Annotated in this window: 24 protein-coding genes; 11 read left to right on the top strand and 13 right to left on the bottom strand. The window is 71.4% G+C overall.

All coding sequences use genetic code 11. From position 1 onward, the window contains the following. Positions 1-12 precede the first annotated feature (12 nt). Positions 13-426 (top strand): hypothetical protein, encoded by a 414-nt coding sequence (locus ACZ6R6_RS17980; RefSeq protein WP_470094626.1) that lies wholly within the window; start codon positions 13-15, stop codon positions 424-426. Positions 427-462: 36 nt separating this feature from the next. On the opposite strand, the gene ACZ6R6_RS17985 is transcribed toward ACZ6R6_RS17980, so the two are convergent. From ACZ6R6_RS17985 to ACZ6R6_RS18000, 4 genes are all read right to left on the bottom strand, one after another. Continuing rightward, positions 463-837: an STAS domain-containing protein gene (locus tag ACZ6R6_RS17985; protein WP_470094628.1), complete on the bottom strand. Its 375-nt coding sequence runs from the start codon at positions 835-837 to the stop codon at positions 463-465. Then, positions 837-2,243 carry a PP2C family protein-serine/threonine phosphatase gene (locus ACZ6R6_RS17990; protein WP_470094630.1) on the bottom strand — a complete coding sequence of 469 codons (1,407 nt, stop codon included), beginning with the start codon at positions 2,241-2,243 and terminating at the stop codon, positions 837-839. Before ACZ6R6_RS17990 ends, ACZ6R6_RS17985 begins: the two co-directional genes overlap by 1 nt. Positions 2,244-2,336: 93 nt before the next feature. Then, the gene (locus tag ACZ6R6_RS17995; RefSeq protein ID WP_470094632.1) at positions 2,337-3,275 is read right to left on the bottom strand and encodes an anti-sigma factor RsbA family regulatory protein; all 939 of its coding nucleotides are present in this window, start codon (positions 3,273-3,275) and stop codon (positions 2,337-2,339) included. Further along, the gene (locus ACZ6R6_RS18000) at positions 3,272-3,676 is read right to left on the bottom strand and encodes an STAS domain-containing protein (RefSeq protein ID WP_470094634.1); all 405 of its coding nucleotides are present in this window, start codon (positions 3,674-3,676) and stop codon (positions 3,272-3,274) included. Before ACZ6R6_RS18000 ends, ACZ6R6_RS17995 begins: the two co-directional genes overlap by 4 nt. 294 nt (positions 3,677-3,970) lie before the next feature. Here ACZ6R6_RS18000 and ACZ6R6_RS18005 point away from each other — a divergent pair, with 294 nt between their 5' ends. Beyond that, a complete protein-coding gene (locus ACZ6R6_RS18005) occupies positions 3,971-4,951 on the top strand; it encodes an NAD-dependent epimerase/dehydratase family protein (protein WP_470094636.1) in 981 nt (326 codons plus the stop codon). 128 nt (positions 4,952-5,079) lie between these two features. Here ACZ6R6_RS18005 and ACZ6R6_RS18010 read toward each other — a convergent pair whose 3' ends face one another. Further along, the gene (locus ACZ6R6_RS18010) at positions 5,080-5,664 is read right to left on the bottom strand and encodes a YceI family protein (RefSeq protein ID WP_470094638.1); all 585 of its coding nucleotides are present in this window, start codon (positions 5,662-5,664) and stop codon (positions 5,080-5,082) included. 140 nt (positions 5,665-5,804) lie between these two features. Between ACZ6R6_RS18010 and ACZ6R6_RS18015 the strand changes: the two genes are divergently transcribed. Then, positions 5,805-6,194 carry a winged helix-turn-helix transcriptional regulator gene (locus tag ACZ6R6_RS18015; RefSeq protein ID WP_470094640.1) on the top strand — a complete coding sequence of 130 codons (390 nt, stop codon included), beginning with the start codon at positions 5,805-5,807 and terminating at the stop codon, positions 6,192-6,194. An 11-nt stretch (positions 6,195-6,205) separates the two neighbouring features. Here ACZ6R6_RS18015 and ACZ6R6_RS18020 read toward each other — a convergent pair whose 3' ends face one another. Both ACZ6R6_RS18020 and ACZ6R6_RS18025 read right to left on the bottom strand, forming a co-directional pair. Continuing rightward, the gene (locus ACZ6R6_RS18020) at positions 6,206-6,454 is read right to left on the bottom strand and encodes a hypothetical protein (RefSeq protein WP_470094642.1); all 249 of its coding nucleotides are present in this window, start codon (positions 6,452-6,454) and stop codon (positions 6,206-6,208) included. Positions 6,455-6,655: 201 nt separating this feature from the next. Continuing rightward, positions 6,656-6,994, bottom strand: coding sequence for a DUF6204 family protein (locus ACZ6R6_RS18025; RefSeq protein WP_470094644.1), 339 nt, complete (start codon positions 6,992-6,994; stop codon positions 6,656-6,658). A gap of 299 nt (positions 6,995-7,293) precedes the next feature. Between ACZ6R6_RS18025 and ACZ6R6_RS18030 the strand changes: the two genes are divergently transcribed. Genes ACZ6R6_RS18030 through ACZ6R6_RS18040 form a run of 3 tightly spaced genes read left to right on the top strand, consistent with a single transcriptional unit; the run spans position 7,294 to position 11,710 of the window. Beyond that, the gene (locus tag ACZ6R6_RS18030; protein WP_470094894.1) at positions 7,294-7,971 is read left to right on the top strand and encodes a TetR/AcrR family transcriptional regulator; all 678 of its coding nucleotides are present in this window, start codon (positions 7,294-7,296) and stop codon (positions 7,969-7,971) included. Next, entirely contained in the window at positions 7,965-9,698 is a 1,734-nt protein-coding gene (locus tag ACZ6R6_RS18035) for an ABC transporter ATP-binding protein (RefSeq protein ID WP_470094646.1), read from the top strand. Before ACZ6R6_RS18030 ends, ACZ6R6_RS18035 begins: the two co-directional genes overlap by 7 nt. Next, a complete protein-coding gene (locus ACZ6R6_RS18040) occupies positions 9,695-11,710 on the top strand; it encodes an ABC transporter ATP-binding protein (protein ID WP_470094648.1) in 2,016 nt (671 codons plus the stop codon). The genes ACZ6R6_RS18035 and ACZ6R6_RS18040 overlap by 4 nt, the downstream gene beginning before the upstream one ends. A 105-nt stretch (positions 11,711-11,815) precedes the next feature. Here ACZ6R6_RS18040 and ACZ6R6_RS18045 read toward each other — a convergent pair whose 3' ends face one another. Then, positions 11,816-12,847 carry an acyl-CoA desaturase gene (locus ACZ6R6_RS18045; protein WP_470094650.1) on the bottom strand — a complete coding sequence of 344 codons (1,032 nt, stop codon included), beginning with the start codon at positions 12,845-12,847 and terminating at the stop codon, positions 11,816-11,818. Between the two features lie 317 nt (positions 12,848-13,164). Between ACZ6R6_RS18045 and ACZ6R6_RS18050 the strand changes: the two genes are divergently transcribed. The 5 genes from ACZ6R6_RS18050 (at position 13,165) to ACZ6R6_RS18070 (ending at position 19,510) form a co-directional block, all read left to right on the top strand. Further along, positions 13,165-14,496: a cytochrome P450 gene (locus tag ACZ6R6_RS18050; RefSeq protein WP_470094652.1), complete on the top strand. Its 1,332-nt coding sequence runs from the start codon at positions 13,165-13,167 to the stop codon at positions 14,494-14,496. Positions 14,497-14,498: 2 nt separating this feature from the next. Next, positions 14,499-16,085: a peroxidase family protein gene (locus ACZ6R6_RS18055; RefSeq protein WP_470094654.1), complete on the top strand. Its 1,587-nt coding sequence runs from the start codon at positions 14,499-14,501 to the stop codon at positions 16,083-16,085. Next, positions 16,082-18,301, top strand: coding sequence for a hypothetical protein (locus ACZ6R6_RS18060; RefSeq protein ID WP_470094656.1), 2,220 nt, complete (start codon positions 16,082-16,084; stop codon positions 18,299-18,301). The genes ACZ6R6_RS18055 and ACZ6R6_RS18060 overlap by 4 nt, the downstream gene beginning before the upstream one ends. A gap of 95 nt (positions 18,302-18,396) precedes the next feature. Next, positions 18,397-18,639 (top strand): hypothetical protein, encoded by a 243-nt coding sequence (locus ACZ6R6_RS18065; protein WP_470094658.1) that lies wholly within the window; start codon positions 18,397-18,399, stop codon positions 18,637-18,639. A gap of 61 nt (positions 18,640-18,700) precedes the next feature. Next, entirely contained in the window at positions 18,701-19,510 is an 810-nt protein-coding gene (locus ACZ6R6_RS18070) for an NAD-dependent protein deacetylase (RefSeq protein ID WP_470094896.1), read from the top strand. 80 nt (positions 19,511-19,590) lie between these two features. On the opposite strand, the gene ACZ6R6_RS18075 is transcribed toward ACZ6R6_RS18070, so the two are convergent. The 5 genes from ACZ6R6_RS18075 to ACZ6R6_RS18095 all read right to left on the bottom strand — a co-directional run bounded on the left by ACZ6R6_RS18075 (position 19,591) and on the right by ACZ6R6_RS18095 (position 24,061). Further along, complete coding sequence (locus ACZ6R6_RS18075; RefSeq protein WP_470094660.1) at positions 19,591-20,631, bottom strand: endonuclease/exonuclease/phosphatase family protein; 1,041 nt, start codon at positions 20,629-20,631, stop codon at positions 19,591-19,593. Positions 20,632-20,697: 66 nt separating this feature from the next. Beyond that, positions 20,698-21,474: an alpha/beta fold hydrolase gene (locus ACZ6R6_RS18080; RefSeq protein ID WP_470094662.1), complete on the bottom strand. Its 777-nt coding sequence runs from the start codon at positions 21,472-21,474 to the stop codon at positions 20,698-20,700. Positions 21,475-21,657: 183 nt separating this feature from the next. Next, positions 21,658-21,906 carry an HAD family hydrolase gene (locus ACZ6R6_RS18085; protein WP_470094898.1) on the bottom strand — a complete coding sequence of 83 codons (249 nt, stop codon included), beginning with the start codon at positions 21,904-21,906 and terminating at the stop codon, positions 21,658-21,660. A gap of 473 nt (positions 21,907-22,379) precedes the next feature. After that, positions 22,380-23,546 carry a hypothetical protein gene (locus tag ACZ6R6_RS18090; RefSeq protein ID WP_470094664.1) on the bottom strand — a complete coding sequence of 389 codons (1,167 nt, stop codon included), beginning with the start codon at positions 23,544-23,546 and terminating at the stop codon, positions 22,380-22,382. Next, entirely contained in the window at positions 23,543-24,061 is a 519-nt protein-coding gene (locus tag ACZ6R6_RS18095; protein ID WP_470094666.1) for a SigE family RNA polymerase sigma factor, read from the bottom strand. Before ACZ6R6_RS18095 ends, ACZ6R6_RS18090 begins: the two co-directional genes overlap by 4 nt. Positions 24,062-24,284: the final 223 nt, after the last annotated feature.

Below are 24,284 nucleotides of genomic sequence, written 5' to 3' on the forward strand. Positions count from 1 at the left end.
GACGGTCACCGGGTGAGCGGTTACAGAGTGGCCGGTTACGCCGCCGGGGCCGGGCTGGTCCTGCTGGGGTTCGCCGGGCTGCTCGCCGACGCCGACCAGACCCGGCCGTTGAGCTGGGCGGTGTGGTTCGGCGGGATCCTGATCGCGCACGACCTGCTGCTCGTGCCACTGGTGCTCGCGACGGGCGTCCTGACCCGCCGGATGCGCCGGCCGTACCGGGCGGCGCTGGTGATCGGCGCGGTGATCACCCTCGTCGCCCTGCCCATGGTCCTGGGCTTCGGACGGCGCGCCGACAACCCCTCCCAGCTGCCGCTGGACTACGGGCTCAACCTCGTCGTCATCCTCGCCGTGATCGCCGCCGCCGGGTTCGCCGCCGGGACGCTCGTCCGCGTCCGCGACGCGCGCACGCCCCACCCGCGCGACTGAGCCCCGCCGCCCCCGCGGGGCCTTCCACGAGGGGGCCTACGTGCGAGGAGGCAGGTCGTCGAGGGCGTCCTGGACCGTGGGGTAGACGGGGATGCGCGTCGTCAGACCGGTGATCCACAGGATGCGCGTGGCCCCGCGCTCGGTCCCCACCAGTGCCAGCCGGCCGCCCTCCTTGAGCGCGCGCCTCCAGCAGTTGACGATCAGGCCGGTGCCCCGGGAGTCGAGGAGGTCGAGACCCGTGAGGTCCACGATCAGACGCGGGCCGAACACGGCGAAGACCTGGTCGACGAAGTCGGCGGCGAGGGCGTGGACCGTGTGGTCGAAGCTTCCCCGGATCGCCACGACCGCCGCGCCCTCGGCGGCCCTGGCCGTGAACAGCGCCGCCGGCGTCTCCAGGTGAAGATCGGACATCAGCCGGCCCCGCGGACGTGCGGGCCGATCTGACCGTCCTGGGTGACCTGGGTGACCAGGACGCAGGTGTCGTCGGCCGCGTTGGCCGGCACCATGGCGTTCATGACCGCCGACAGTCGCTCCTGGGAGGCGGGCGCGATCGGCCTGAGCGCCTCGGCCAGGGCGGCGCTCATGAGATCCAGGCCCTCGTAGAGGTCGCTGCCGCGCTTCTCGATGAGCCCGTCGGTGAACATCACCATGAGATCGTCGGGCCTGAGCCGTACGGTGCCGCAGGTGTAGGCGGCGTCCTCGAAGACGCCGAGCAGCACGCCCGGGTGGAGCAGGCGCTCCACGTGGGAGCCCCGGGCCAGGAGCATCGGGGGGTGACCGGCGTGGGTCCACCGCAGGGTGCGGTCGGCCGGGTGGTAGCGGGCCACCAGCGCGGTGGCCAGCACGTCGGGCCGGAGCTTGCACAGCAGGCGGTTCAGCACGGTGAGGATCTCCGCCGGATCGTGCCGGGCGAAGGCCAGCCCGGTGATCGCGTGGCGGAGCTTCGCCATGGCGGAGGCGGCGGCCAGCCCGTTGCCGGCCACGTCCCCCACGGCGAGCAGCACGTCGCCGTCGTCCAGACCGATCGCCTGGTACCAGTCGCCGCCGAGATACGCCGCCGTCTCGGCGGGCTGGTAACGGGCGGCCACCCGCAGGCCCGGCAGGGTGAAGGGCTCTTCCTGGACCGGCATGACGATCTTCTGCAGGTGGGCGGTGAACCGGTTCTCCTCCTCCAGCCGCTGCCCGCTGTCGTCTCGGACCCAGGTGGCCAGCAGGCCGCCGTCGTAGCGGGCGAGCCGCACGACGTAGTCCGACCGGTGCGGGACGCCGTCGGCGGCCTCGACGTGCTCGTACCGGCTGGACCGCTCGGGCGCGCCGGTCTCCATCACACGCAGGTGCGCCTGCCACAGCGGTGTGTCCGGCACCGAGGGGTAGTCCTGCCGGACGCGCAGGCCGACCAGCTCCCCGCCCCGCCGGCCGTGAACGTCCTCCGCCTCCGGGCTCACGGCCTGGATGACGAAGTCGACGATCGCCCCCGAGGCGTCACGGATCGGCACGGACCAGCTCGCCGACCCGGGTATCACCTCGAGCATGGCCTGCGCCCGGGCCGTCGGGGCCGACAGGCGCTCGGCGGCGGGCAGCACCTCCATGATCCCCTCGAAGGCGGGATCGGCCGCCGGCGCCGAGCCGTCCGGGTCCGCGCACGCCTCCGGCGGGACCGCGTGGGCTCCCGCCGGAGCCGGGTACGCTCCCGCCTGGGCCGCACCGCGCCTGCCGGGGGACGGCATGGCCTGTCTGGTGGATTTCAGGACGTCCGGTCTGCTGGTGGGCAGCAGGCGACGCTCATCTCCTGGGCTCAGGATCGCTTCCTTCCGCATGGCCGCGCGCCGGCCTTGAGGGAGCCGGGGTGACGGGGCGCCGGCACGGGCTTTTGACAGATGGTGCAGATGGTCGTGTGCGGTCGGGGCGGTTCAAACACTGAAATATACGCGGACGGTGGTGCCGCCCTGGGTGGTGTGGACGCGGACGAGATCGCTGAGCAGGTTGGTGACGAGCAGGCCGCGGGATCCCCGCTGGCGGGGATCGACGGGCCGGCGTCCGGCAAGGGGGTCGACGATGTGACCGGCGTCGCTGACGTCCATGGCCACATGCCCGCTCTCCGACCAGATACGCACGGTCCCCGAGCCTCCGCCGTAGTCGAGGCTGTTGGCCGCCAGCTCGCTGGCGATCAGCCGCAGGTCCTCGAGCCGCTCTCCGGACAGTCCCATACGGCCGGCGTGTCCCACGACGAAGTCGCGTACCCGCCCCAGGTCGCCCGCGGAGAAGCCGAGGGCGGCGGCGTCCGCCGGGTCGCGCAGCGGCCGGTTGTAATGGCCGATGACGTGTTCGGGCGCGTAGTCGCGGCTGGGGCGCGAGCCCGAGGCGTCCACCAGGAGGGGGTGGGTCATCTCCGCGTCGGCGATCACCGAGGGGTCGAGCCCGTCGAGGTCGTAGGGGCACAGGATGGTGACGGCACGCCCGGAGAACGCCAGGTTGATCAGCGCCTCGTGCTGGGCGCAGGCGGGATACTCCGTCTCCGAGCGGCCCGGCCAGATCGGCTCGCCGATGATGCGGACCCTGCCGGCGGGGTGGAGGTCGGCGAAGGCGTACAGGACCCCGGGGATGATGCGGCCCGGGTTCCGGCCGGCCTGCGTCATGTCGAGGAAGCGCACTCCGGAGGCCTCCGCGCCGAGCTCGTCCCGGAGCAGCTCCACGTTCGGCGCGGGCACGGCCACCGCGACCGGCTCCCCGGCCGCCAGGCCCTCGCGGACGAACGGCACGGTGCCGTCGAGATACTGCTGGGCTCCCCGGTAGAACAGCGCCGGGTGGACGAACGGATCCACCGTGGTGGTGGTCGCCGTCGTGCTCATTGCGTCTCCACTTCGATCGGGGAGGGGTCCGGTCCGATCAAGGTGAGTACGGATCTCAGACAGTAGGGCGCGTGGTGCAGGAACACCTTTTTCCCGACGGGAAGGCTACGCGCGGCCTCGGTCAGCAACCAAGCCCCCCGGACGTCGACGAACGTCAGCCCGGAGAGGTCGAGGTGCATGTCCTCGCCCCTGGTGACCAGTCCGCCCAGCGTCTCCTCCCAGAGTCTCCTGGTCCTGCGGTCGATCTCACCGCTCACCCTCAGCAGGGCGGGCGCCGCCAGCAGGTCGACGTGGAGATCGTGGGGGCTCGGGTCACGGAGCCCGGCGGCCGGAGGCGGTCTGCACGGTCGCGCCTCTGGCCAGATCGTCATGATGACCATCCTGAAGTCGGCGATGAACACCTCCAACGTACCTGTTGTCCTCTTTCACAGCGAAAAGGGTGCGCCGACTCCACGGCGGAAGGGGGCAAGGAGGTCACGGCAGCGTGGAAGAGATCGCGGCGGCGCGGAAGAGGAGGTCAGCGCGGCGCGGAAAGCAGCGCGGCGCGGAAAGCGGCGCGGCGCGGAAAGCAGGGAGCGGAGCCGCGGTGGCGCGGAAACGGAAAGGAGGGAAGGCCGGTCCAGGCGTCCCTCGTGCCAGAAAATTCCGGCATACCTCACTAATTCCGGTGCACCTTATGCAGGAAAATGACGGGCATGCGCATTCTGATCATCGGTGGGACCCGGTTCGTCGGCCGGCACATCACCGAAGCCGCGATCGCGGCCGGGCACGAGGTCTCCCTGCTGCACCGAGGGCAGACGGGACCGGAGCTGTTCCCCGAGGCGGAGCACCTGCGGGCCGACCGCAACGCGGATCTGTCGGTCCTGCGTGAGCGGCGGTGGGACACGACGATCGACGTCAGCGCCTACCATCCGGGGCAGATCGCCTCCCTGGCCGGCGCGCTCTCCACGGGCCAGTACGTCTTCGTCTCCAGCACCGCCGTCTACACCGTCCCGAAGGAGCCGGGCTTCGCCGAGGACTCGCCGCTGGTCGAGCTCGACGGCCCGATCCCGGAGGCGGTCACCATCGAGACCTACGGGGCGCTGAAGGTGCTCTGCGAGCGCGCCGCGGTCGAGCACTTCGGGCCGGGGACCCTGATCGTACGGCCGACCTACGTGATCGGCCCGTACGACTACACGGGCCGGTTCACCTACTGGGTGAACCGGATCGCACGCGGCGGCGAGGTCCTGGCCCCGGGCGACCCCACGGACCCGATCCAGGTGATCGACGGACGCGACATGGCCGCCTGGATCATCGCCATGGCCGAGAAGGCGGGTTCGGGCGCCTTCCACGCGGTCAGCCCGCCCCCGCCGTTCTCCTTCGGAGACATGCTGGAGGCGATCGTGGCCGAGGTCGGACCGCCCGGGACCACGCTGACCTGGGTCGGGCAGGACTTCCTGCGCTCCGAGGGAGAGGACGGGCGGTCGCTGCCGCTCTGGTCGGAGGGCGGCGGGCACTCGGCGGTCAACACCGCGGATCCGGCCGCCGCCGCGGCGGCCGGTCTCAGCCCGCGTCCGTTCGGCCGTTCGGTGCGTGAGATCCACGAGTCCGAGGCGTCCTTCTCGACGGACACCACGATCAGCCCGGACCGGGAGGCGGACCTCCTGGCCAGGTGGCGCTCCCGCCCTCAGGGATGATCACATCCCCGCGGGTACGGCTTCCGGGTCCGGCACCCGCGGGACGCGTCATGAGGTGACACAGGACCGGCGCCCGCGGGGGATCGTCACGGGATGGCCGGCGCGGGACCGGCGCCCGCGAGAGGTCGTCACGCGGTGGCGTCGGTCTGGAGGACCGCCTGGATCTCGATGACGATCTGGACCTTCTCGCTCAGGGCCACGCCGCCGCCGGGGATGGGGCCGTTGTAGCTGACGCCGAAGTCCATGCGGTTGATCTCCCCGGTGGCCGTGAACCCGGCACGGCCACCGGCGAAGGGGTCGGCGGCGAAGGGGTCGGGGCCGAACCCGTTGACCTCCAGCCTCAGCGGGACCGGGCGGGTCACCCCCTTGAGGGTGAGCTCGCCGTCGAGCAGGAAGCCGTCACCGTCGGGACGGATCCCGCTGGAGCGGTAGGTCATGGTCGGGTGGACGTCGGCCTCGAAGAAGTCGGCGGAGCGGACGTGGTCGTCCCGCTGCTTGTTGCCGGTGTCGACCGAGGCCAGGTCGACGGTCGCGGTCACGCTCGACTCCAGCGGGTCGCCGCCGGTGACGATCCGGCCCTCGAAGGCGAGGAAGCGCCCGCGCACCTTGCTGATCATGAGATGCCGGACGACGAAGCTCACCTCGGAGTGGGTCGGATCGATGGCCCACGTGCCGGCGACGTAGCCGGGGATCTCGACAGCCTTGGTCGTCATCGTGTCTCCTTGGGTTACCTGGGGTAAGGCGGTTCCCTTTGATAGGTCGGTTCCGAAGGGGAACCGCCTCTATCCTGGTGACACTTCACCAAAAGTGACAAGAAGGCACTTTCACCTCATTTAGTTACCTGGAGAGAACCATGGACAGCACGGCCTCCCCGGAGCGCACCAGGGCCGCCTGCCGGGCCCGCGAGATCCTGGACCGCGTCGGGGACAAATGGTCGCTGTATGTGATCTCCCAGTTGAGCGACCAGACCAAGCGGTTCAACGAGCTCAAGCGCGACATCGACGGCATCAGTCAGCGCATGCTGACGGTCACCCTGCGCGGACTGGAGCGCGACGGCATCATCTCCCGGACCATGTATCCGGTCATGCCGCCCCGCGTCGACTACGCGCTCACCCCCATGGGTCGCACGCTGCTCGACACCGTCGGCTTCCTCGTCTCATGGGCCGAGGAGCACGTCGACGAGATCGAGACCACCCGCGCCCACTACGACGCCCGCACCGAGAGGTTCCCCGGCCCCGAGTGAGCCGCCGGCGCTCAGACCCCTATGTCCCGGGCGACGTTGTCGAGCCGGTCGGCCAGCACGTCGAGCTGTTCGTCGGTGACCACATCGCCGGCGGTGAAGTCCTCCACGTCCCGGCGGCGCGCGATGATCAGCGCCCGGTGGTCATCGTCGATCTCCCCCTTCTCCAGGACCAGGCAGTCGCCGCGGACGAACACCAGGGCGGCGTCGGGGTCCGGTGATTCCAGCAGCCGCCGGACGCATTCCCGGTCGATGAGCGCCATCGAAGCACCTCCTTGTCCGTAAGGCGGCCATACCCTGCGCACCCGCCGGCTTAACGGACCCGCAGGTCAAACCGGCCCGCCGTACGGCACGGCCCGCCATACGGCACGGCCCGCCCGGGCCGGTGCGGCGCGGGATCGGCCAGGCCGGTGCGGCGCGGGATCGGCCGGACCGGCGCGGCGGGCCCGCCCCCGCCCGGAAGGTCAGCTCGCCCGGCGGCCCTTCCTGCGGATGGGGATGGTGCTCATGTTCGTCATCGCCGGGCGCGGATCCCTGAACCCGTAGCCGTGGGCCTCGAGGAGGGCGATCGCCTCCTGCCGGGCCGCGGCCTCGCCGCCCGCCGCGTCGGCGGACACCTGGCAGCGGAACGTGAACCAGCTCAGGGTCTCGTCGTAGACGAAGGTGCCCTCCTCGCTGAAAGGGCTCACGGTCATGTCCCGACCGTCGGCCCGGTCGAGGCGGTCGAGGAGCACGGCCCGGTCGGCGTCGCCCAACCGGTCGAACTTGCCCCGAATGATCACTCGGAAGACGTGCCGCGTCATGGTGTCCTGATCCTTTCCGGACGGCGGGCGCCGGGGCCTGCCCGGCGGGTCACCGCCCCGGACGCACCCCGCCCGGCGGGCGGGTCCCGCGCTCCACACCCGCCCGCCCATTGCTGAACGTAGTGCAAATTTGAAGTCGACTGCAAATTTATACTAGCCTCCAGACGGACCTCGATGCCCACCGGCGGCGGAGCGACCGGACCGCCGCGGGCGCCGGACCTCCCACCCCTGTAAACGGATTGCTCACCCTTATGAGTGAGTAACTCACTCACTCACCGTGTAGGGTCATCCGCGTGATCATGACGTCCCATTCCCAGCGCGCCGCGCCGCTCCCGCCGGACGAGCGTCGTGCCGCGCTCATCGCCTCCACGCTGTCGCTGGTGCTCGCCCACGGCCCCGACGTCAACACCCGGCAGATCGCGCAGGCGGCCGGCGTCGCGGAGGGGACGATCTTCCGGGTCTTCGCCACCAAGGACGAGCTCGTGGACGCGGCCGTGGCCAGCGCCTTCGACCCCGACCCGCTCCTGCGCGACCTGGCGGCCATCGACCGCGCGGCCCCCCTGGAGGCCCGGCTCGTCGCGGCGGTCGAGATCCTGCAGCAGCGCACAACGCGCGTCTTCCGGCTGCTGGACGCCCTGGGGTGCGGGGGTGCCGTCGAGGCCGGCCGCAACCGCCAGATCCGGCTCGGCCAGAACACCGTCATCCGGCGGGCACTCATCGACCTGATCGAGCCCGGCCGCGACCGGCTGCGCTGCGGTCCGCAGGAGGCCGTACGCCGGCTGCAGTTGCTGACCGTCGCCTGCAGCCATCCCAGATTCGTCGAGGACGACCCGCTGTCACCGGCGGAGATCGTCTCCATGCTGCTGGACGGCATCCGCCTGCGTCCGGAGCACGACGCACCCGATCCGGACGCCACCGGCGGTCCGGAGACCTCCAACAGCTCCGACACCCCAAGCGGAGGGCACCACTCATGCTGAGCCGGCTGCTACGCACCTATCTCAGGCCCTACTCATCGACGCTGACCGCCGTGGTGGTGCTGCAGATCGTCGGCACCATGGCCTCGCTGTACCTGCCCAGCCTGAACGCCGACATCATCGACCAGGGCGTCGCCACCGGCGACGCCGGCTACATCCTGTCCGCCGGCGGCTGGATGCTGTTCGTGTCCCTGATCCAGATCGTCTGCTCGATCGCGGCGGTCTACTACGGCGCCCGCGCGGCGATGGGATTCGGCCGGGACGTCCGCTCAGCGGTCTTCCACCGGGTGGGCGAGTTCTCCACCCGGGAGGTCTCCCAGTTCGGAGCGCCCTCGCTGATCACCCGCAGCACCAACGACGTGCAGCAGGTCCAGATGCTCGTGGTGATGGGCTGCACGATGCTGGTCTCCGCGCCGATCACGGGCATCGGCGGCATCATCATGGCGCTGCGTCAGGACCTCACCCTGTCCTGGCTCCTGGCGGTCTGCGTCCCCGTGCTGCTGGTGTCGATCGGACTGATCATCTCTCGCATGGTCCCCCAGTTCCGTGCGATGCAGGAGCGCATCGACAGGGTCAACCAGGTCCTGCGCGAGCAGCTGACCGGCATCCGCGTCGTGCGCGCCTTCGTCCGGGAAGGCGAGGAGACGCTCCGGTTCGCCGGGGCGAACGACGCGCTGACCGCGACCGCGCTGCGCGCCGGGCAGCTGATGAACCTCATCTTCCCCGTCGTGCTGCTGATCCTCAACGTCTCCGCCGTCGCCGTGCTCTGGTTCGGCGCCGGCCGCGTGGACAGCGGCGAGATGCAGGTCGGCGCCCTCACCGCCTTCCTCATGTATCTGATCCAGATCCTCACCTCGATGATGATGGCCACCTTCATCTCGATGATGATCCCGCGCGCCGCGGTCTGCGCCGAGCGCATCGGCGAGGTGCTCGGCACCGAGTCGTCGGTGCGCCCGCCCGACGATCCCGTACGGCAGGTGCACGGCCGTGCCGAGCTGGAGCTGCGGGACGTCGAGTTCCGCTACCCGGGCGCGGCGGCTCCGGTGCTGTCCGGCATCTCCTTCCGCGTCTCCGCCGGGCAGACCACCGCCGTCGTCGGCAGCACCGGAGCCGGCAAGACGACGTTGGTCTCCCTGGTGCCCAGACTGTTCGACGCCACCTCCGGCACGGTGTCGGTCGACGGCGTCGACGTCCGCGACCTCGACCCCCAGATGCTCTGGACGCGCATCGGCCTGGTGCCGCAGAAGCCGTACCTGTTCACCGGGACCGTCGCGAGCAACCTGCGTTACGGCAACCCGGACGCCGGTGACGAGGAGCTGTGGCAGGCGCTGGAGGTCGCCCAGGCCCGCGACTTCGTCGAGGCGATGCCCGGGGGCCTCGACGCGCCCATCACACAGGGCGGCACGAATGTCTCCGGTGGCCAGCGGCAGCGGCTCTCCATCGCCCGGGCGCTGGTCAACAAGCCCGAGATCTACCTGTTCGACGACTCGTTCTCGGCTCTCGACCTGGCCACCGACGCCCGGCTGCGCGCCGCCCTGCGCCCCTACACCGCCCAGTCCGCCGTCGTCATCGTCGCCCAGCGGGTCTCCACCATCGCCGGCGCCGACCAGATCATCGTGCTCGACGACGGCGTGATCGTCGGCATGGGGACCCACGACGAGCTGCTGGAATCCTGCCCGACATACATCGAGATCGTCGAGTCCCAACTAGCCGCGGGGAGCGCAGCATGAGCGACCGGCCCATGACGACCACGCCACGCCCGCCGGCGGGTGGCGGCCTCTTCGGGCGGGGCCCCTTCGCCGGGGCCGGGATGCTCGTGGAGAAGTCGATGAGCTTCTGGCCGTCCACGCGGCGGCTGATGCGGCGCCTGGCGCCCGAGCGCGCGAGGATCACGGTGGTGCTCGTCCTCGCCGTGATCGGCGTGGTGCTCTCCGTCATCGGGCCGAGGCTCCTCGGCTGGGCGACAGACATGATCTTCGACGGCGTGATCGGCAAGCAGCTGCCCTCCGGGATCACCAAGGAACAGGCGGTCGCGGCCGCCCGCGCGGCGGGCGACGACAGCTTCGCGGACATGCTCTCGCGGATGGACGTCGTGCCCGGCCGCGGAGTCGACTTCGGCGCACTGGGCACGCTCGTGATGTGGGCGCTGGTGCTCTACGTCGCGACGTCGATCTTCGCCTGGCTCCAGGGGTACATCCTCAACGACGTGGTCCAGCGCACCGTGTACCGGCTCCGGTCCGACGTCGAGGACAAGCTGAACCGGCTCCCCCTGCGGTTCTTCGACGGCCAGCCGCGCGGCGAGCTGCTCAGCCGGGTCACCAACGACATCGACAACGTGTCCCAGACCCTGCAGCAGACGATGAGCCAGCTGCTGACCTCGCTGCTGACCGTGATCGGCGTGCTGGCGATGATGTTCGTGATATCGCCGCTGCTCGCGCTGATCGCCCTGGTGACCATCCCGCTGTCGATGATCGTCACCAAGCAGGTCGCGAAACGCTCGCAGAAGCTGTTCGTCGCGCAGTGGACCCACACCGGCACCCTGAACGCCCACATCGAGGAGGCGTTCACCGGCCACGAGCTGGTGAAGGTGTTCGGCCGCCGGCCGGAGGTCGAGCAGGCGTTCCAGGACCGGAACGAGGAGCTGTTCAAGGCCAGTTTCGGCGCCCAGTTCATCTCCGGGATCATCATGCCGACGATGACGTTCATCGGGAACCTCAACTACGTCGCCATCGCCGTCGTCGGGAGCATACGGGTCGCCACCGGGACGATGAGCCTGGGCGACGTCCAGGCGTTCGTCCAGTATTCGCAGCAGTTCACCCAGCCGCTGACCCGGGTCGCCTCGATGGCCAACCTGCTGCAGTCGGGGGTGGCCTCGGCCGAGCGGGTCTTCGAGCTGCTGGACGCCGAGGAGCAGGACCCGGACCCCGCCGAGCCGGTGCCGCCCGCCTCCCGGCGGGGCCGCGTCGAGTTCGAGCACGTGTCCTTCCGCTACGAGCCGGAGCAGCCTCTCATCGAGGATCTGTCGCTGGTGGCCGAGCCCGGGCACACGGTCGCGATCGTCGGCCCGACCGGCGCGGGGAAGACCACCCTCGTCAACCTGATCCTGCGCTTCTACGAGCTGGACTCCGGCCGGATCACCCTCGACGGCGTCGACGTCACCGCGATGCGCCGTGAGGACCTGCGCTCGCACATCGGCATGGTGCTCCAGGACACCTGGCTGTTCGGCGGCACCATCCGCGAGAACATCGCCTACGGCAACCCCCGGGCCACCGAGGAGGAGATCCAGGCCGCCGCGCGGGCCACGTTCGTCGACCGCTTCGTCCGCACCCTGCCCGACGGCTACGACACCGTCATCGACGAGGAGGGCGGCAACGTCAGCGCCGGAGAGAAGCAGCTGCTGACCATCGCCCGCGCCTTCCTCTCCGACCCGTCCCTGCTCATCCTCGACGAGGCCACCAGCTCGGTCGACACCCGGACCGAGGTCCTGGTCCAGCACGCGATGGCCGCGCTCCGCTCCGACCGCACCAGTTTCGTCATCGCCCACCGGCTGTCCACCATCCGCGACGCCGACCTGATCCTGGTGATGGACGCCGGCCGCATCGTCGAGCACGGCACCCACGACGAGCTGCTCGCCGCCCGGGGCGCCTACCACCGGCTGTACGCGGCGCAGTTCAGCGGCGCGCTGGTCACCGATGACGACGAGGTCAGCGGGGAGGAGGAGGTGGCGGGGGTGCGGGGATAGCCTCCTGCCCGGCCCGGACGGGCCTCACCGGGCGGTCACGGGTGAGGCTTACCCGGTTGCCTCAGGCGGGCCTCCAGCCCGCGTCATGCGAGCCTCACCGGTCTGTCACGGGTGAGCCTCTCCGGGGCGCCGCTCCGCCGGTTCCGCCGGGGCGGCGCCCGCCCCCGCCCCGGCGCGGCGGGCGGTCAGGCGTGCGGCGTCCGGCCAGCGCACGCCGTACGCCCAGCCTGCCCGTTCGAACCAGCGGATCAAGCGGGCGCTCGGGTCCAGCTGGCCTCGGAGCACCCCGTGGCGGGCGCAGGCGGGGTCGACGTGGTGCCAGTTGTGCCAGCCCTCGCCGAGGGTCAGCAGCGCCACCCACCGGACGTTGGAGGAGCGGTCCCTGCTCCGGAAGGGGCGTTCGCCGAAGGTGTGGGCGATGGAGTTCACCGACCAGGTCACGTGGTGCACCACGGCGTAGCGGACCAGCCCGCCCCAGAAGAGGGCGGTCCACATGCCGCTCCACGACATCGCCCACAACCCTCCGACCGCGGCGGGCAGCAGGAACGACAGCACCGCGACGGCGGGATAGGCGGAGTCGAAGCGCCGGACGTCGGGATCGGCCATCAGGTCCGGCACCCAGTGCTGCCGGCTGGAGCGGCGGCGCGCGGTGTAGAACCAGCCGACGTGGGCGTGCGCCATGCCGCGCAGCAGGGCCAGGCCGCTGTCGCCGTAGCGCCACGGCGAGTGCGGGTCGCCGGGCCGGTCGGCGTACTTGTGGTGGCGGCGGTGCTCGGCCGTCCACAGCGTGACGGGGCCTTCGAGCGCCATCCCACCGGCCAGCATGAGCGCGATCCGCAGCGGCCTGCGGCACCTGAAGGCGCGATGGGTGAAGTGCCGGTGGTAGCCGACGGCGATCCCGAAAACGCTGACCAGATACATGACGACGGCGATGACCGCGTCGCGGGGACCGATCCCCCACCCCCAGACGGCGGGGACCGCGACCGCCAGGGCCAGCACCGGCAGTATGACGAGGGCGACCAGATAGACGGCGCGGCGCCCGGCCGTGACCGCCACCGTCTCGGCCGCGCCTGACTCCGGCACCGTCTCGGCCGCACCTGACTCCGGCTGACCCGGCGGGAAGGCCGACGTGGTCACGCTACCTCCTTCTCCTGGCGGTCTCCTGGCGCTTCTCCTGGCGGTCTCCTCGCGGCCGGCGGAGACCGGCCGGCCCCCCTCGCGGCGGCGGAGACCGCCTGCGCACGGTCCGGCCACCCATTCAACGGCCGGACGGCGGGGCGGCGGGACTTGCCGGGAAGTGACGTCTTGATTACGTACGGGAGTCAAAACAATGCATTCGGTAGCCATCCTGAGGTAATGTGACGCCCACCTGAGTCATGGCTACGGAAAGTGACGCTCTCCATCCGCCACGGCTTCGGCGGTCGGTTCACGCGTGAGACGGAGGGTCCTACGGCATGGGTGCTGTCGATCAGTCGGCTGCGGGCGACCACCTGGAGAGAACGGGCGACCATCTGGCGAGATACGACGCGGCCGTGGCGCGCGATCCGAGGTCCGCCTCCGCCCTCGTCCAGGGGTGGATGCGCACCGACTGGCGCGCGCTGTTCGCGGAGCTCCGCGAACAGCGGCCGGTCTTCATCACGCCGGCGTTCACCGTCGTGACCCGGTTCGCCGATGTCGTCGAAGTGCTCTCCCGGGAGGAGACCTTCACCGTCAGGGCCTTCGGCCCGCGCCTGGACGCGGCCCTGGGCGGGCCGTTCATGCTCGGCAGGGACGCGACACCGATGAACTGGCGGGAAAAGGGGCTGATGCAGGTCATGCTCGCCCCGCAGGACGTTGCGGACCTGCGCGGACTGGTGGGACGGGTCGCGGACGAGGCGTTGGACGCCGCGGCGCGGCGCGGACGGATCGAGGCCGTCGGCGAGCTGTTCCGGCACGTCGCCCTCCGCGTGTGCGGAGATTACTTCGGCTTCCCCGGGCCCACTCCGGAGACCCTGTCACGGTGGACGAGGGCCATCGTCGCCGACGGCTTCGCCAACTTCCAGGGCGACCCGGCGGTCCAGGCCGAGTCGGTCCGCGCGGGCGAGGAGATGATGGGCTACCTGCGCGGCCTGCTCGCCGAGCGCCGGGCCGCCCTGGCGGCGGGGCGGGGACCACTGCCGGACGACGTCTTCACACGCCTGCTCCGCACCGCCCTCCCGGCCGAGGTCGGCGTCGGCGACGAGCGGCTGCTGATCAACATGGCGGGGCTGCCCCTCGGATCCGTGGAGAGCGGGCCGGGGGCCATGGTGGAGGCGGTGGAGCAGATCATGCTCCGCCCGCAGGTGCGGGCGGAGGCCGTCGAGGCCGCCGCCGACCCCGACCCCTCCCGTTTCGACCGCTACGTCTGGGAGGCGCTGCGGTTCAGCCCGTTCTTCAAACTGCTCCCCCGGCTGTGCGAGCGCGACTACGTCCTGGCCGCCGGCACCCCGCGCCGGACGGTCATCCCCGCGGGGACGTTCGTGCTCGCCGCGCCGGCCTCGGCCATGTTCGACCCGGACGTGGTGGAGGAGCCCGACGACTTCCGCCTCGACCGGCCGGAGCACCTCCGGCTCTACTTCGGCCACGGCCACCACGCGTGCCTCGGCGTGCATCCCGCCCGGGCCGTCATCTGCGAAACCGTACGCCGCCTGCTCCGCCGCCCCGGTCTGCACACGCTCCCACCGCCGGACGGGGTGATCGTCCGCGCCCACGGGATCTTCCCTGACCGATACGTCCTGGGGCTCGGCCCGGTGGGGAAGGGGGCGTGACGGTGAAGCCCACCAGAGTGAGCGCGCGGAGCATCGCGACCGACGGCGCCGCCAACCGGCTGAGGTTCCTGGCGCTGACCAACGGGCGTCCGCTCTGGGACCTCGCCCAGCGCGTCCAGCCCGTACGGCGACGCCTCAACGCCTCGCTGATCGACCACGCGATCCGCGAGATGCCGCCCCGGCCCGAGCCGCTGAGCACCATGGCCGACTACACCTCGTGGGCCTCACTGACCGACCGGACGTTCAACGGGCGCCACATGCCACCGGCCGCGGGAGACGGGAGCGGCCGGCCCACCCCCGAGCGGGCCGCCGACCTGTTCACCCGCGGCGACACCATGATCCCGTGTCCCCGGTCCACCGTGCTGTTCGCCTACTTCGCCCAGTGGTTCACCGACGGGTTCCTCCGCGGCGACACCCACGTCCCCAGAGATCCGCGCAAGAACAGCTCCAACCACCACATCGACCTGAACCAGCTCTACGGGCTCGACGACACGGCGACCGCCGCCCTGCGGACGTTCGACGGCGGACTGCTCAAGAGCCAGCTCATCAACGGCGCGGAGTTCCCTCCCCACCTCTGCGAGCACGGCAAGATCAAATCCGAGTTCTCCGCCCTCGGTGCGATCCGTTTCGCGGAGCTCACCGATGCGCAGCGCGACACCCTGTTCGCGACGGGCAGCGACCGGGGCAACATCCAGCTCGGCTTCACCATGCTCACGGTGCTTTTCCTGCGCGAGCACAACAGGGTGGCACGCCTGCTGGCCGGGCACCATCCGCGCTGGGACGACGAGCGCCTGTTCCAGACGGCGCGCAACATCCTCATCGTCCTCCTCATCAAGCTGGTGGTGGAGGAATACATCAACCACATCACCCCGTATCACTTCCGCTTCACCCTGGACCCACGGCTGTCGGCCATGCTGGCCCACGCGCCCTGGCACCGGCAGAACTGGGCCTCGGCGGAGTTCAACCTGGTATACCGCTGGCACAGCCTGATCCCCTCCACCCTGTCCGTGGGCGGCCGGGAGCTCCCGATGGCGGAGACCATGATCGGTGGAGCGCTCATCCCCGGGCCGGGTCTGGGCCGGCTCTTCGAGGACGCCTCTCGGCAGCGCGCCGGCCGTATCGGCCTGTTCAACACCGACCCCGTCCTGCGGGAGGTCGACGTGGCCAGCATCGCCGACTCGCGCGCACTGAAGCTGGCCCCCTACAACGGCTACCGCGAGCACTGCCGCTTCCCCCGCGTGCGCCGCTTCGATCAGGTCTCCGGTGACCCGAGGGTGAGCGAGGCACTGCGCGAGCTCTACCGGAGCGTCGACGACCTGGACCTGTACGTCGGCCTGTTCGCCGAGGAGCCGGGGGCCCCGGAGGCCATGCTGCCGCCGCTCCTCACAAAGATCATCGCAATTGACGCCTTCTCGCAGGCGTTGACCAATCCACTGCTGGCCTCGCGGGTGTTCAACGCCGCGACCTTCTCCCCGGCCGGGATGAAGATCATCGCCACCACGCGGACGCTGTCGGACGTGCTCCACCGCAACGTCCCCGAAGACCCGCGCCCGCGTCCGGTGAGCCTGACCTGGCAGGCGGCGCGGTGAAAGGTGCCCGACCCGAGGGCCCCCCGGCCGGAGACGCCCCGGCCGGAGGTGCCGCAGCCGAGGGCGCCCTGGCCGAAAGTGCCCCGGCCGCGGTCGCGGAGCTGCTGCGTGCCGCGGCCCGCGAGCTGGCCGACATCGGGTCGGCGGTCCAGGAGGCGTCCGTCCACGCCACCGCGGCGCTCACCGACGGCGCCGTGCTCGGCGCCCTGCCGCGCGCCCCGGCGGAGGGATACCGGGCACAGCGTGCCCTGCTCCGTGCGGTGACGGACCGCGGCGGGCTCGGATACGCGGTCGCCGGCGGCCGGTTGGGCGCTCTCGCGGCCAAGCTGGGCGGCATGGCGGGCGCCGAGAGCCTGGCCGTCCTCATCCTGGCGACCTCGCTGCGGCTGCGGATCACCGCCGTGACCCTGAACCACCCGGAGCTGCTCGACGACCCGCTGCTGAGCAGGCTCATCGGAGCGGTCGGCGCCGACCGCGACATCGAGTCGGTCCGGGCACTGCGCGCCCTGCTGAAGGACCGCGGCGCCGTACGCACCCTCAGCGAGCTCGCCCCGATCTTCGGCGAGGTTCTCGCCCTGCGGGCCCTGCTGGACGAGAACCCGCTCAACGACACCGCCGCGTGGCTGATCGCGACCGGGAAGGGATACGCCAGCGCCGATCCGATCACCGGCCTGAGCAACCGGGCCATAGCGGTCCTCGACACGGGAGACGGAGCCGCACGCCGCCTGGAGCCGGACCCCGCAGAGACCGCGCGGCTGGGATCGCGGGGCTCGCTGCTCGACTTCCTCGCCAACATCGGCGTCGTCGGCACGACCGGGCGGATGCTCATCCAGAGCGTGGCGGGCCCGGACGGCGTGGTGCGCCATGTCGTCCAGGTGCCCGGCATGAGACCCGGCCGGCCCGACAACGACTCCCCGCAGGATCTGCTCGGCGCCTTCAGCAGCGCCGTACTGGACAGCGGCCCCTACAGCCGCGCACTGATCAAAGCCATCGACGACTTCGGCATCCCGCCGGGGGCCGAGATCGCCCTGATCGGGCACAGCGCCGGCGGTGCCGCGATCATGAACCTGGTGCAGGACACCGGATTCTGCGCCCGCTACACCGTCACCCACGCCGTGGCCGTCGGATCGCCGGTCGACTTCAAGAGGCCCGCGGACCCGCGGACCTGGATCGCCAGCGTCACCAACCAGCACGACATCATCCCCACCCTGGACGGGCAGGGCGCGGGCAACTGCTTCGACCTGCATCCCGACTGGTACGTGGTGGACTATTTCGACTCGACCCACCTGTTCCCGATCTGCCACAGCATCGAGCACTACACCGCCAACATCGCCAACGACCTGCCCGAGGCCCGCGACCGGATCGACCACCGGCTCACGCCGTACCGGGGGCCGGTCACCCGCTCACAGACCTACCTGCTGTTCGACCGCGTCCCCCACCCCGAGGGCTTCCCCTTCCTGACCGTGCCGACCTATCCGGCGACGACCTCGCGGGGAGCGCTCGAACTGCCGGTCAGGTGCCAGGACGGCTCCGCCCTCACCGCCTACTTCGCCGCCGACCCGGGCGTGGCGGCGGCCCTGCTGGAGGAGACCGGGCTCGGGCCCGCCGTCCGGATCGCGGGGCGTGCCCTCGTCGCCCTCCACGCCTCCTGGGACCGGCGGACCAGCCTGGGGGGCTACCGCGAGGTCGACCTCGGGATCATCGTGCACGATCCGTGGCGGCCGCAGCCGTTCCGGGTCTGGCCCGATCTGCTCCGGAGGGCGGACCGCCGGCACTCCGGCAGCTGCTCCGTCGCCTCCGTGGTCGACACCGACACCGTGTCGGCCGTGGCCCCGGAGATCTGGGGCCGCCGGCCGTCCGTCGCCCCCCTGGACATCCGGCTCACCGCGCGCTCCGCCCGTGTCGTGGTCGGCGGCCCGGACGACAGGCTCCTCACCCTCCGGGGGCCCCTCGGTCCTGGAGTCCCGATCGAGGGCCGTGACCTGGTCGGCTACTCACGCCACGGGGGCACCACGCTGCGGTCGTGCGTCGAGACGCGGGGCCGGGGACGGGCGCATCCCGCGCCGCGGGCACGGCTGGCGGCCGGGCGGACGGCCCATCCCCTGGCGCGGCACCTGCGCGACCTGGGCCTCGACGGCGCCCGTCCCCTGCTGTGCCTGTCCACCACCGCCCACCAGACGCTCCGCGCCGCCGGCGTCCCGGTGTCGACCACCTGACCCGGCGTCCCGGCGCGGACCACCTGAACGACGACCACCTGACCACCTGACCGGCCTCCCCGACCGACTGGCCGACTGACCGAAGGAGCATCCGGATGGCCGCCGTCCCCCAGGCGATCGCCGCCCACGCGGAGGTCCTGCGGTCCGATGCCCGCGTGCTCACCGAATGCGCCCAACGCCTACGGGAGATCGAAGCCAGGCTGGACGGAGCCGGCGCCGCCCCGCAGTGGCTGCGGGAGACCCTGAACGCCCACGTCGCCGCCTGCGCCGCGGCCTCCGACGACCTGGCCGGAGCCGCGACCCTGCTGCGCCGCTACGCCGACCGGGCAGGTCGCTGACGGACCTGAGACGGCTCGGCGCGTGGTGGGGCAGCATGGAGGGGTGAGCGAGGGTACGAACATGCTGGCCGAGCTGCTGGCCGCGGGCGATGTCGTGGTGCTGAGCGGGGCCGGGATATCGACGGAGTCCGGGATCCCCGACTACCGGGGGCCGAGCGGCTCGTTGAAGCGGCACACTCCGATGACCTACCAGGCGTTCGTCGGCGACGCGGCGGCCAGGCGGCGCTACTGGGCCCGTAGCTATGTCGGGTGGCGGGCGATGACCCGGGCGGCGCCGAACAGCGGCCACCACGCGGTCGCGCGCCTCCAGCGGCGGGGCCTGGTGGCCGGCGTCGTGACGCAGAACGTCGACGGCCTGCACCAGGCGGGCGGCGCCCGGGCGGTCATCGAGCTGCACGGCAGCCTGCACCACGTGGTCTGCCTGGACTGTGGCGATTCGAGCCCGCGGGAGGAGCTGGACCGTCGACTGACAGAGGCGAATCCCCAGTTCGGCGCGCGTGCCACCGTGGTCAACCCGGACGGCGACGTCGAGCTGGGCGACGCGGAGGCCGACGGGTTCCAGGTGGTCGGATGCCGGGCCTGTGACGGAGGGGTGTTGAAGCCCGACGTCGTCTTCTTCGGGGAGACCGTCCCTGCTGGGCGCGTGCGTGAGTGCTTCGCCCTCGTGGAGGGAGCACGCCTGCTCCTGGTCCTCGGGTCGTCGCTGACGGTGCTGTCGGGCCGCCGGTTCGTCCTGCACGCCGCGAAGCTCGGCATCCCCGTGGCGATCGTCAACCAGGGCCCCACCCGCGGCGACAGATACGCGACCCTCGCCATCGACGCCCCACTCGGCACAGTCCTCCCGGAGCTGACCCGTCTCGTCGACGTATGAGCCGTGACAACCGGCCCCGGCCCGCCGGGAAGGCGCGAGACGGCCGCGGGCCCCGGCCGCCCGTGGACGTCCGGTGAACATCAGAGCTTGACGCGGGCCGCGATCGGCAGGTGGTCGCTGCCGGTGACGGGCAGGGTCCAGGTGGCGACGGGAGTCCCCGCACGGGTCATGATGTGGTCGATCCGGGCGAGGGGGAGAGCAGCGGGCCAGCTGAACCCGAAACCCCCGTCCGCCGGGGTCATCCGGGAGGTCACCGGGGCCAGACCACGGTCGTCGAGGGTGCTGTTGAAGTCGCCCAGCAGGACGACCCTGTCCAGTTCCTCCGCGGCGATGGCCGCGCCCAGTGCCACGGCGCTCTCATCCCTCCAGCCGGAGCTGAAGCCGTCGCGCAGCCGGATACGGACCGAGGGCAGGTGAGCGACGTACACGGCGATGTCGCCGAGCGGCGTCCGCGCGGTGGAGCGCAACCCGCGGCTCCAGTCGCCCCCGACGCCCACCGGCCTGATGTCCACCGGCCGGGAGCCGGTAAGGGGATACCTGGACCAGAGCCCGACGGTGCCCACGACCACGTGATGGGGATGGCCGGATGCGAGGACGGCCTCGTAGACGGGCAGGGCGTCAGGCGTCAGCTCCTCCAGCGCGATGAGGTCGGCCCCCGCTCGGGCCAGGACTCGCGCGGTTCCCCCGGGATCGGAGTTCTCGTCGCTGACGTTGTGCTGGAGCGCTGTCAGGTCGTGAGCCGCCCCGGGGTCGGCGGGCAGCAACCGCCCGCCGAAGACGGCGGCCCAGACCGCGGCGGGCAGCACCAGGGCCACCGTCGCGGTGGCCGAGCGGCGCAGCAGCGCCACGCCCAGCAGCACGGGAACGGCCAGGCCGCCCCAGGGGAGGAAGGTCTCCAGCAGGCTGCCGAGATTGCCCACGGTGTTGGGCACGGCGGCGGGGAACGCCAGCAGCCCGGCCACCAGCACGGCGATCGACGCGAGGACCCATCCGCGCGTCCAGGCCGTCCGCCCTGGCCCCTCCCCGCTCCAGCGCCACCGGCCCGTACGACGAGCGCCCCTCCGGCCCATGCGGCGAGCGCCCCTCCCGGCGGCGCGGCCTCTCCGGTCTCCGATGCTCATGCACCCGACCGTACGGGTCGCCGTCTGTCCCCGTGCGGGCCGGGCGCGGGCCGGGCGCGGGCCGGTTCAGGCCGTGAAGAACTCCGCCAGCGCGGGGGCGATGGCGGCCGGGTCCACGTTGTGGGGCTGGCCCTCCAGCGTGCGGCGCCGCGCGTCGGGAAGCGCGGCGGCGACCGCCTCGGCGGCGTTGCTCATCCACGGGGTCGTGCCGCCGTCGATCACGAGCGTGGGCATCGCGACCGCGGTCAGCCGCTCGGTGGGCAGGGAGAAGTCACCGGTGATGGTGGCGTCGTAGATGAGCGTGTGTGCCAGCGCCTCCATCGACGACCAGAACGGCAGATCGCGCATCGGGGCGACGAACTCGGCGGGCATGCCCACCGCGTCGGTGAAGAACAGCTCCAGCATGTCGCCCCGGCGACCGTCGGCCAGGAGCTCGACCAGCCGGTCTCTGTAGTCCGCCGGCACGGCCGGACGGCTGTCGTCGACGATGTAGGGCGTCTCCCAGACCGCCAGCCGGGTGATGGCCAGCCCACGCGCCGCCGCCTCCAGGGCGATGATCCCGCCACCGGAAGTGCCGTACACCAGAGCCGATCCGCCGGCCTCGGCGATGAGGGCCTCGATGTCCTCATACTCGCGGTCGACGGCGTAGGGCAGGGTGTCGCCGCTGTCGCCACGGCCCCGCCGGTCGTAGTTGAACACGGTGAAGTCCTTGGCCAGCAATTCGGCCAGCGGGGCGTTCGCCGTCCGGTCGGTGGGGCCGCCACCGATCAGGATGACCGCCGGCCCCTCCCCCATCCGGTCGAACACGATGGTGGTGCCATCCTTCGAAATGACCTTGTTCATGGTGATCTTCCTTCGACTCCGGTTCCGGACCCCGCCGTGCGGCCGGGCCTGACGTGCCTCTGCTTACGCGTCGATCGGTAGACGGCTTTTTCGACAGGCCTCACAAATTTTTTTCGCCGCAGGCGATGGGCGGCTCACCGCCAGCCCGTTCGGGGCCGAGATCCGCGGATCTCCGGACCCGCCCTACCGATCCGCCACGACGAGTACGGCCCGCACGACGGCGTCCGTGTCGGTGAGATCCTCCAGCACCAGATCGGCACCGGCCTCCTTCAGGGCCTGGACATCGCTGGAACCGGTGGCGACGGCCACCACCCGCGCCCCGCCCAGGTGACCGGCGAGGACGTCGTTCGGCGTGTCCCCGACCAGCACGGTGTTGCTCGTGGTGAAGGACTCCCCGTACTTCCGGGCGGCACGCTCCTGCGCCAGGCCCACCCCGGTCTTGCGTTCGATGCCGGACAACAGTCCCTCGAGGCAGACGCGGGCGCGCAGCCGTACCTCCCGCCGTAATCTCAGTTCACCTCCCGATGCGCGGCTGGAGTACTAGGTCGTCCGCAAAGTCCAGGATGACGAACTCGCTCCCCATCCCCGCATGGCGGCGGCACCTCAGCTTGTGTAGCCGACTGCCCGCGACCATGCCGGCACCATGACGGCACACCCCGCCGAGGCTTCATCACCCCGCGATCTCTCCTGACGCCACGGGTGGCCGTGGGCTCGCCCTTGGCAACAACCTCGCCGGTCGCTGGGGATCTCACCGTGACTTCATCAGAACCACGATCTGGTCCGGGCCCGGCTCATCCGGCTGATCTTCGCGTCGGCAGGTGGCGCCCCCGAGGCCGGGCAGTGCCCCTCCTTCCGGAGAGCCGCATCGCGGTGGTACGGCCCGCGTCCCGGTGCGAGCCGTACCCTCAGCCGGCGAACCCCGCCCCTGGGATGACCAGTTGGAACGGGTGCTGGCCCGGATAGACGCCCAGCATCCGGGCCTGGCCGGTCGCGACGTTCACCGCGTAGGTGATCTGGCGGTTCTCCCAGATGCGACCTGACGGGAGGGTGGCGAGCGTGACCTCGGTGCGGTTCGGCCAGGCTCCGAGGGTGAGCAGGACCGTGTCCTTCGGCAGGCCGCGCACCGTGACCTTCCTGCTGGTCCGGCCGGTCGTGGCGTCGAGGACGGCCAGGGTGCCGTCCATGTGCATGCCACCGCCCTTGACCTTCTCCATGCCGAGGGCGGCGATGCTCCTGCCGTCGGGGGCGAGTGCGCTGAATCTTGTGTACGTCTCGTCGAGTGTGACGGGAGAGCCTCCACCCGGCCGGGGCATCAGCCATGCCTTTCCCTTCGGCGGGTAGCTGACCATCGTCACGGGATCACCGCCGTCGGCGACGCTCGTCGGAGCCCACCCGCTCGGGAGGGGGGTGGTCGTCCCGGCACGCATGTCGATGAGCAGGCCGGGCTCCTTCCCCGCCGGGTAGGCGGTGAACGCCAGGTGACGTCCGTCGTCGGACAGCACCAGGGACGCCCGCGGACGTAGTCGCCGCTCCGCCACCGTGACGGGAGCCGTCAGCTCCTTGCCGCTCTCCAGATCGCGGACCTTGAATGTCTGCTCCTCACGGCTGTAGTAGGCCATCATGCGGCCGTCCCTGGTGATCGCCAACGGGACGAAGTTCAGCGCGCCGGCCATGCCGAGCGCCTGGGGCACGTGGTAGGTCTTACCGTCGCGGGTGACCACCCGCCACTCGCCGTTGCGGCAGTCCTCGGGCACGCCGCGAGCGACGTGGCAGAAGGTCTTGTAGGCGTGACTCAGCGGCCCCACCCCCCGTGGCGGCAGGTCGGCGAGTGCGCCGTCGCCCCGAGAGGGAGAAGATTCCTTCGGCGTGGCGGCGATGACGTTGTCGTGCCGGCCCGGCAGCAGGCCGGTGCCCGCCGCCGCACCGAGCGCGGTCACGGCGACCACGGCGACTGCGGCCAGCGCCACGCCGGTCCGCCGTCTGCGCCTGTCGCCTGCGATCGCGCGGTCGGCCAGGTCCACGGCCGGGGCCTCACCCGCGATGTCGGTCAGTGCGTCGTGCAGCCCGGTCATCGGTCCGCCCCCTGGATTTCGATCTCGGCGAGCAGGTGGGTCAGCTCGGGCGCGAGCGCGCGCAGGCGGCCCAGCGCGTGGTGGGTCTGGCTCTTGACCGTGCCGAGTGAGCAGCCCAGCAGGTCGGCGGTCTCGCGCTCGGTACGGTCCTCGTAGAAGCGCAGGACGATCACAGCGCGTTGCCTGGGGGTCAGGCGGCCCAGGGCCTGGCGTAGGACGATCCGGTTCACCGTGGAGTCGTCGTGGGAGTGCCCGCGCTCGGGCGGGTCGGCGCTCGGCAGTTCTCTCGTGGTACGGCGCCGCCAGGAGATGTGCTGGTTCACCAGCGCCCTGCGGGTGTACGCCTCGGGATTGCCGTGCCGTAAGAGCTTCGGCCAGTGCCCGGCGACCTTGATGAGAACGCTCTGCAGCAGGTCCTCCGCAAGGTGGGCGTCTCCCGTGAGCAGGTACGCGGTCCGCATCAGCGACTGCTGGCGGGCGTGCACGAACTCGTGGAAGCCGTCGTAGCGGTTCAATGTGATCCCCTCTCGCCCGTTACCAACGCGCGCGAGAGGCTGAAGGGTTGGAACCCTCACCCTCGAATATCGAGCGCCCGGGTCAGTCCACGCTCCGCCGGGTGGACCGACCCGGGCGCGGCCCCCCGGTCCTCACCAGGGGCTGAGGACAGAAGCGGATATTTCCGGAAATCTTCTGGGTGGGATGTCGAGGACGTGGCCGTGGCTCCGACTCTGCTGCGAC

The organism is Streptosporangium sp. NPDC048886 (assembly GCF_055586905.1).

Excerpts from the sequence above, each read along its gene's own strand:
- ACZ6R6_RS17985 (WP_470094628.1), bottom strand. The coding sequence starts at position 837 with ATGTCCGATCTTCACCTGGAGACGCCGGCGGCGCTGTTCACGGCCAGG.
- ACZ6R6_RS17990 (WP_470094630.1), bottom strand. The coding sequence starts at position 2,243 with ATGCGGAAGGAAGCGATCCTGAGCCCAGGAGATGAGCGTCGCCTGCTG.
- ACZ6R6_RS17995 (WP_470094632.1), bottom strand. The coding sequence starts at position 3,275 with ATGAGCACGACGGCGACCACCACCACGGTGGATCCGTTCGTCCACCCG.
- ACZ6R6_RS18005 (WP_470094636.1), top strand. The coding sequence starts at position 3,971 with ATGCGCATTCTGATCATCGGTGGGACCCGGTTCGTCGGCCGGCACATC.
- ACZ6R6_RS18010 (WP_470094638.1), bottom strand. The coding sequence starts at position 5,664 with ATGACGACCAAGGCTGTCGAGATCCCCGGCTACGTCGCCGGCACGTGG.
- ACZ6R6_RS18015 (WP_470094640.1), top strand. The coding sequence starts at position 5,805 with ATGGACAGCACGGCCTCCCCGGAGCGCACCAGGGCCGCCTGCCGGGCC.
- ACZ6R6_RS18020 (WP_470094642.1), bottom strand. The coding sequence starts at position 6,454 with ATGGCGCTCATCGACCGGGAATGCGTCCGGCGGCTGCTGGAATCACCG.
- ACZ6R6_RS18025 (WP_470094644.1), bottom strand. The coding sequence starts at position 6,994 with ATGACGCGGCACGTCTTCCGAGTGATCATTCGGGGCAAGTTCGACCGG.
- ACZ6R6_RS18030 (WP_470094894.1), top strand. The coding sequence starts at position 7,294 with ATGACGTCCCATTCCCAGCGCGCCGCGCCGCTCCCGCCGGACGAGCGT.
- ACZ6R6_RS18035 (WP_470094646.1), top strand. The coding sequence starts at position 7,965 with ATGCTGAGCCGGCTGCTACGCACCTATCTCAGGCCCTACTCATCGACG.
- ACZ6R6_RS18040 (WP_470094648.1), top strand. The coding sequence starts at position 9,695 with ATGAGCGACCGGCCCATGACGACCACGCCACGCCCGCCGGCGGGTGGC.
- ACZ6R6_RS18050 (WP_470094652.1), top strand. The coding sequence starts at position 13,165 with ATGGGTGCTGTCGATCAGTCGGCTGCGGGCGACCACCTGGAGAGAACG.
- ACZ6R6_RS18065 (WP_470094658.1), top strand. The coding sequence starts at position 18,397 with ATGGCCGCCGTCCCCCAGGCGATCGCCGCCCACGCGGAGGTCCTGCGG.
- ACZ6R6_RS18070 (WP_470094896.1), top strand. The coding sequence starts at position 18,701 with ATGCTGGCCGAGCTGCTGGCCGCGGGCGATGTCGTGGTGCTGAGCGGG.
- ACZ6R6_RS18075 (WP_470094660.1), bottom strand. The coding sequence starts at position 20,631 with ATGAGCATCGGAGACCGGAGAGGCCGCGCCGCCGGGAGGGGCGCTCGC.
- ACZ6R6_RS18080 (WP_470094662.1), bottom strand. The coding sequence starts at position 21,474 with ATGAACAAGGTCATTTCGAAGGATGGCACCACCATCGTGTTCGACCGG.
- ACZ6R6_RS18090 (WP_470094664.1), bottom strand. The coding sequence starts at position 23,546 with ATGACCGGGCTGCACGACGCACTGACCGACATCGCGGGTGAGGCCCCG.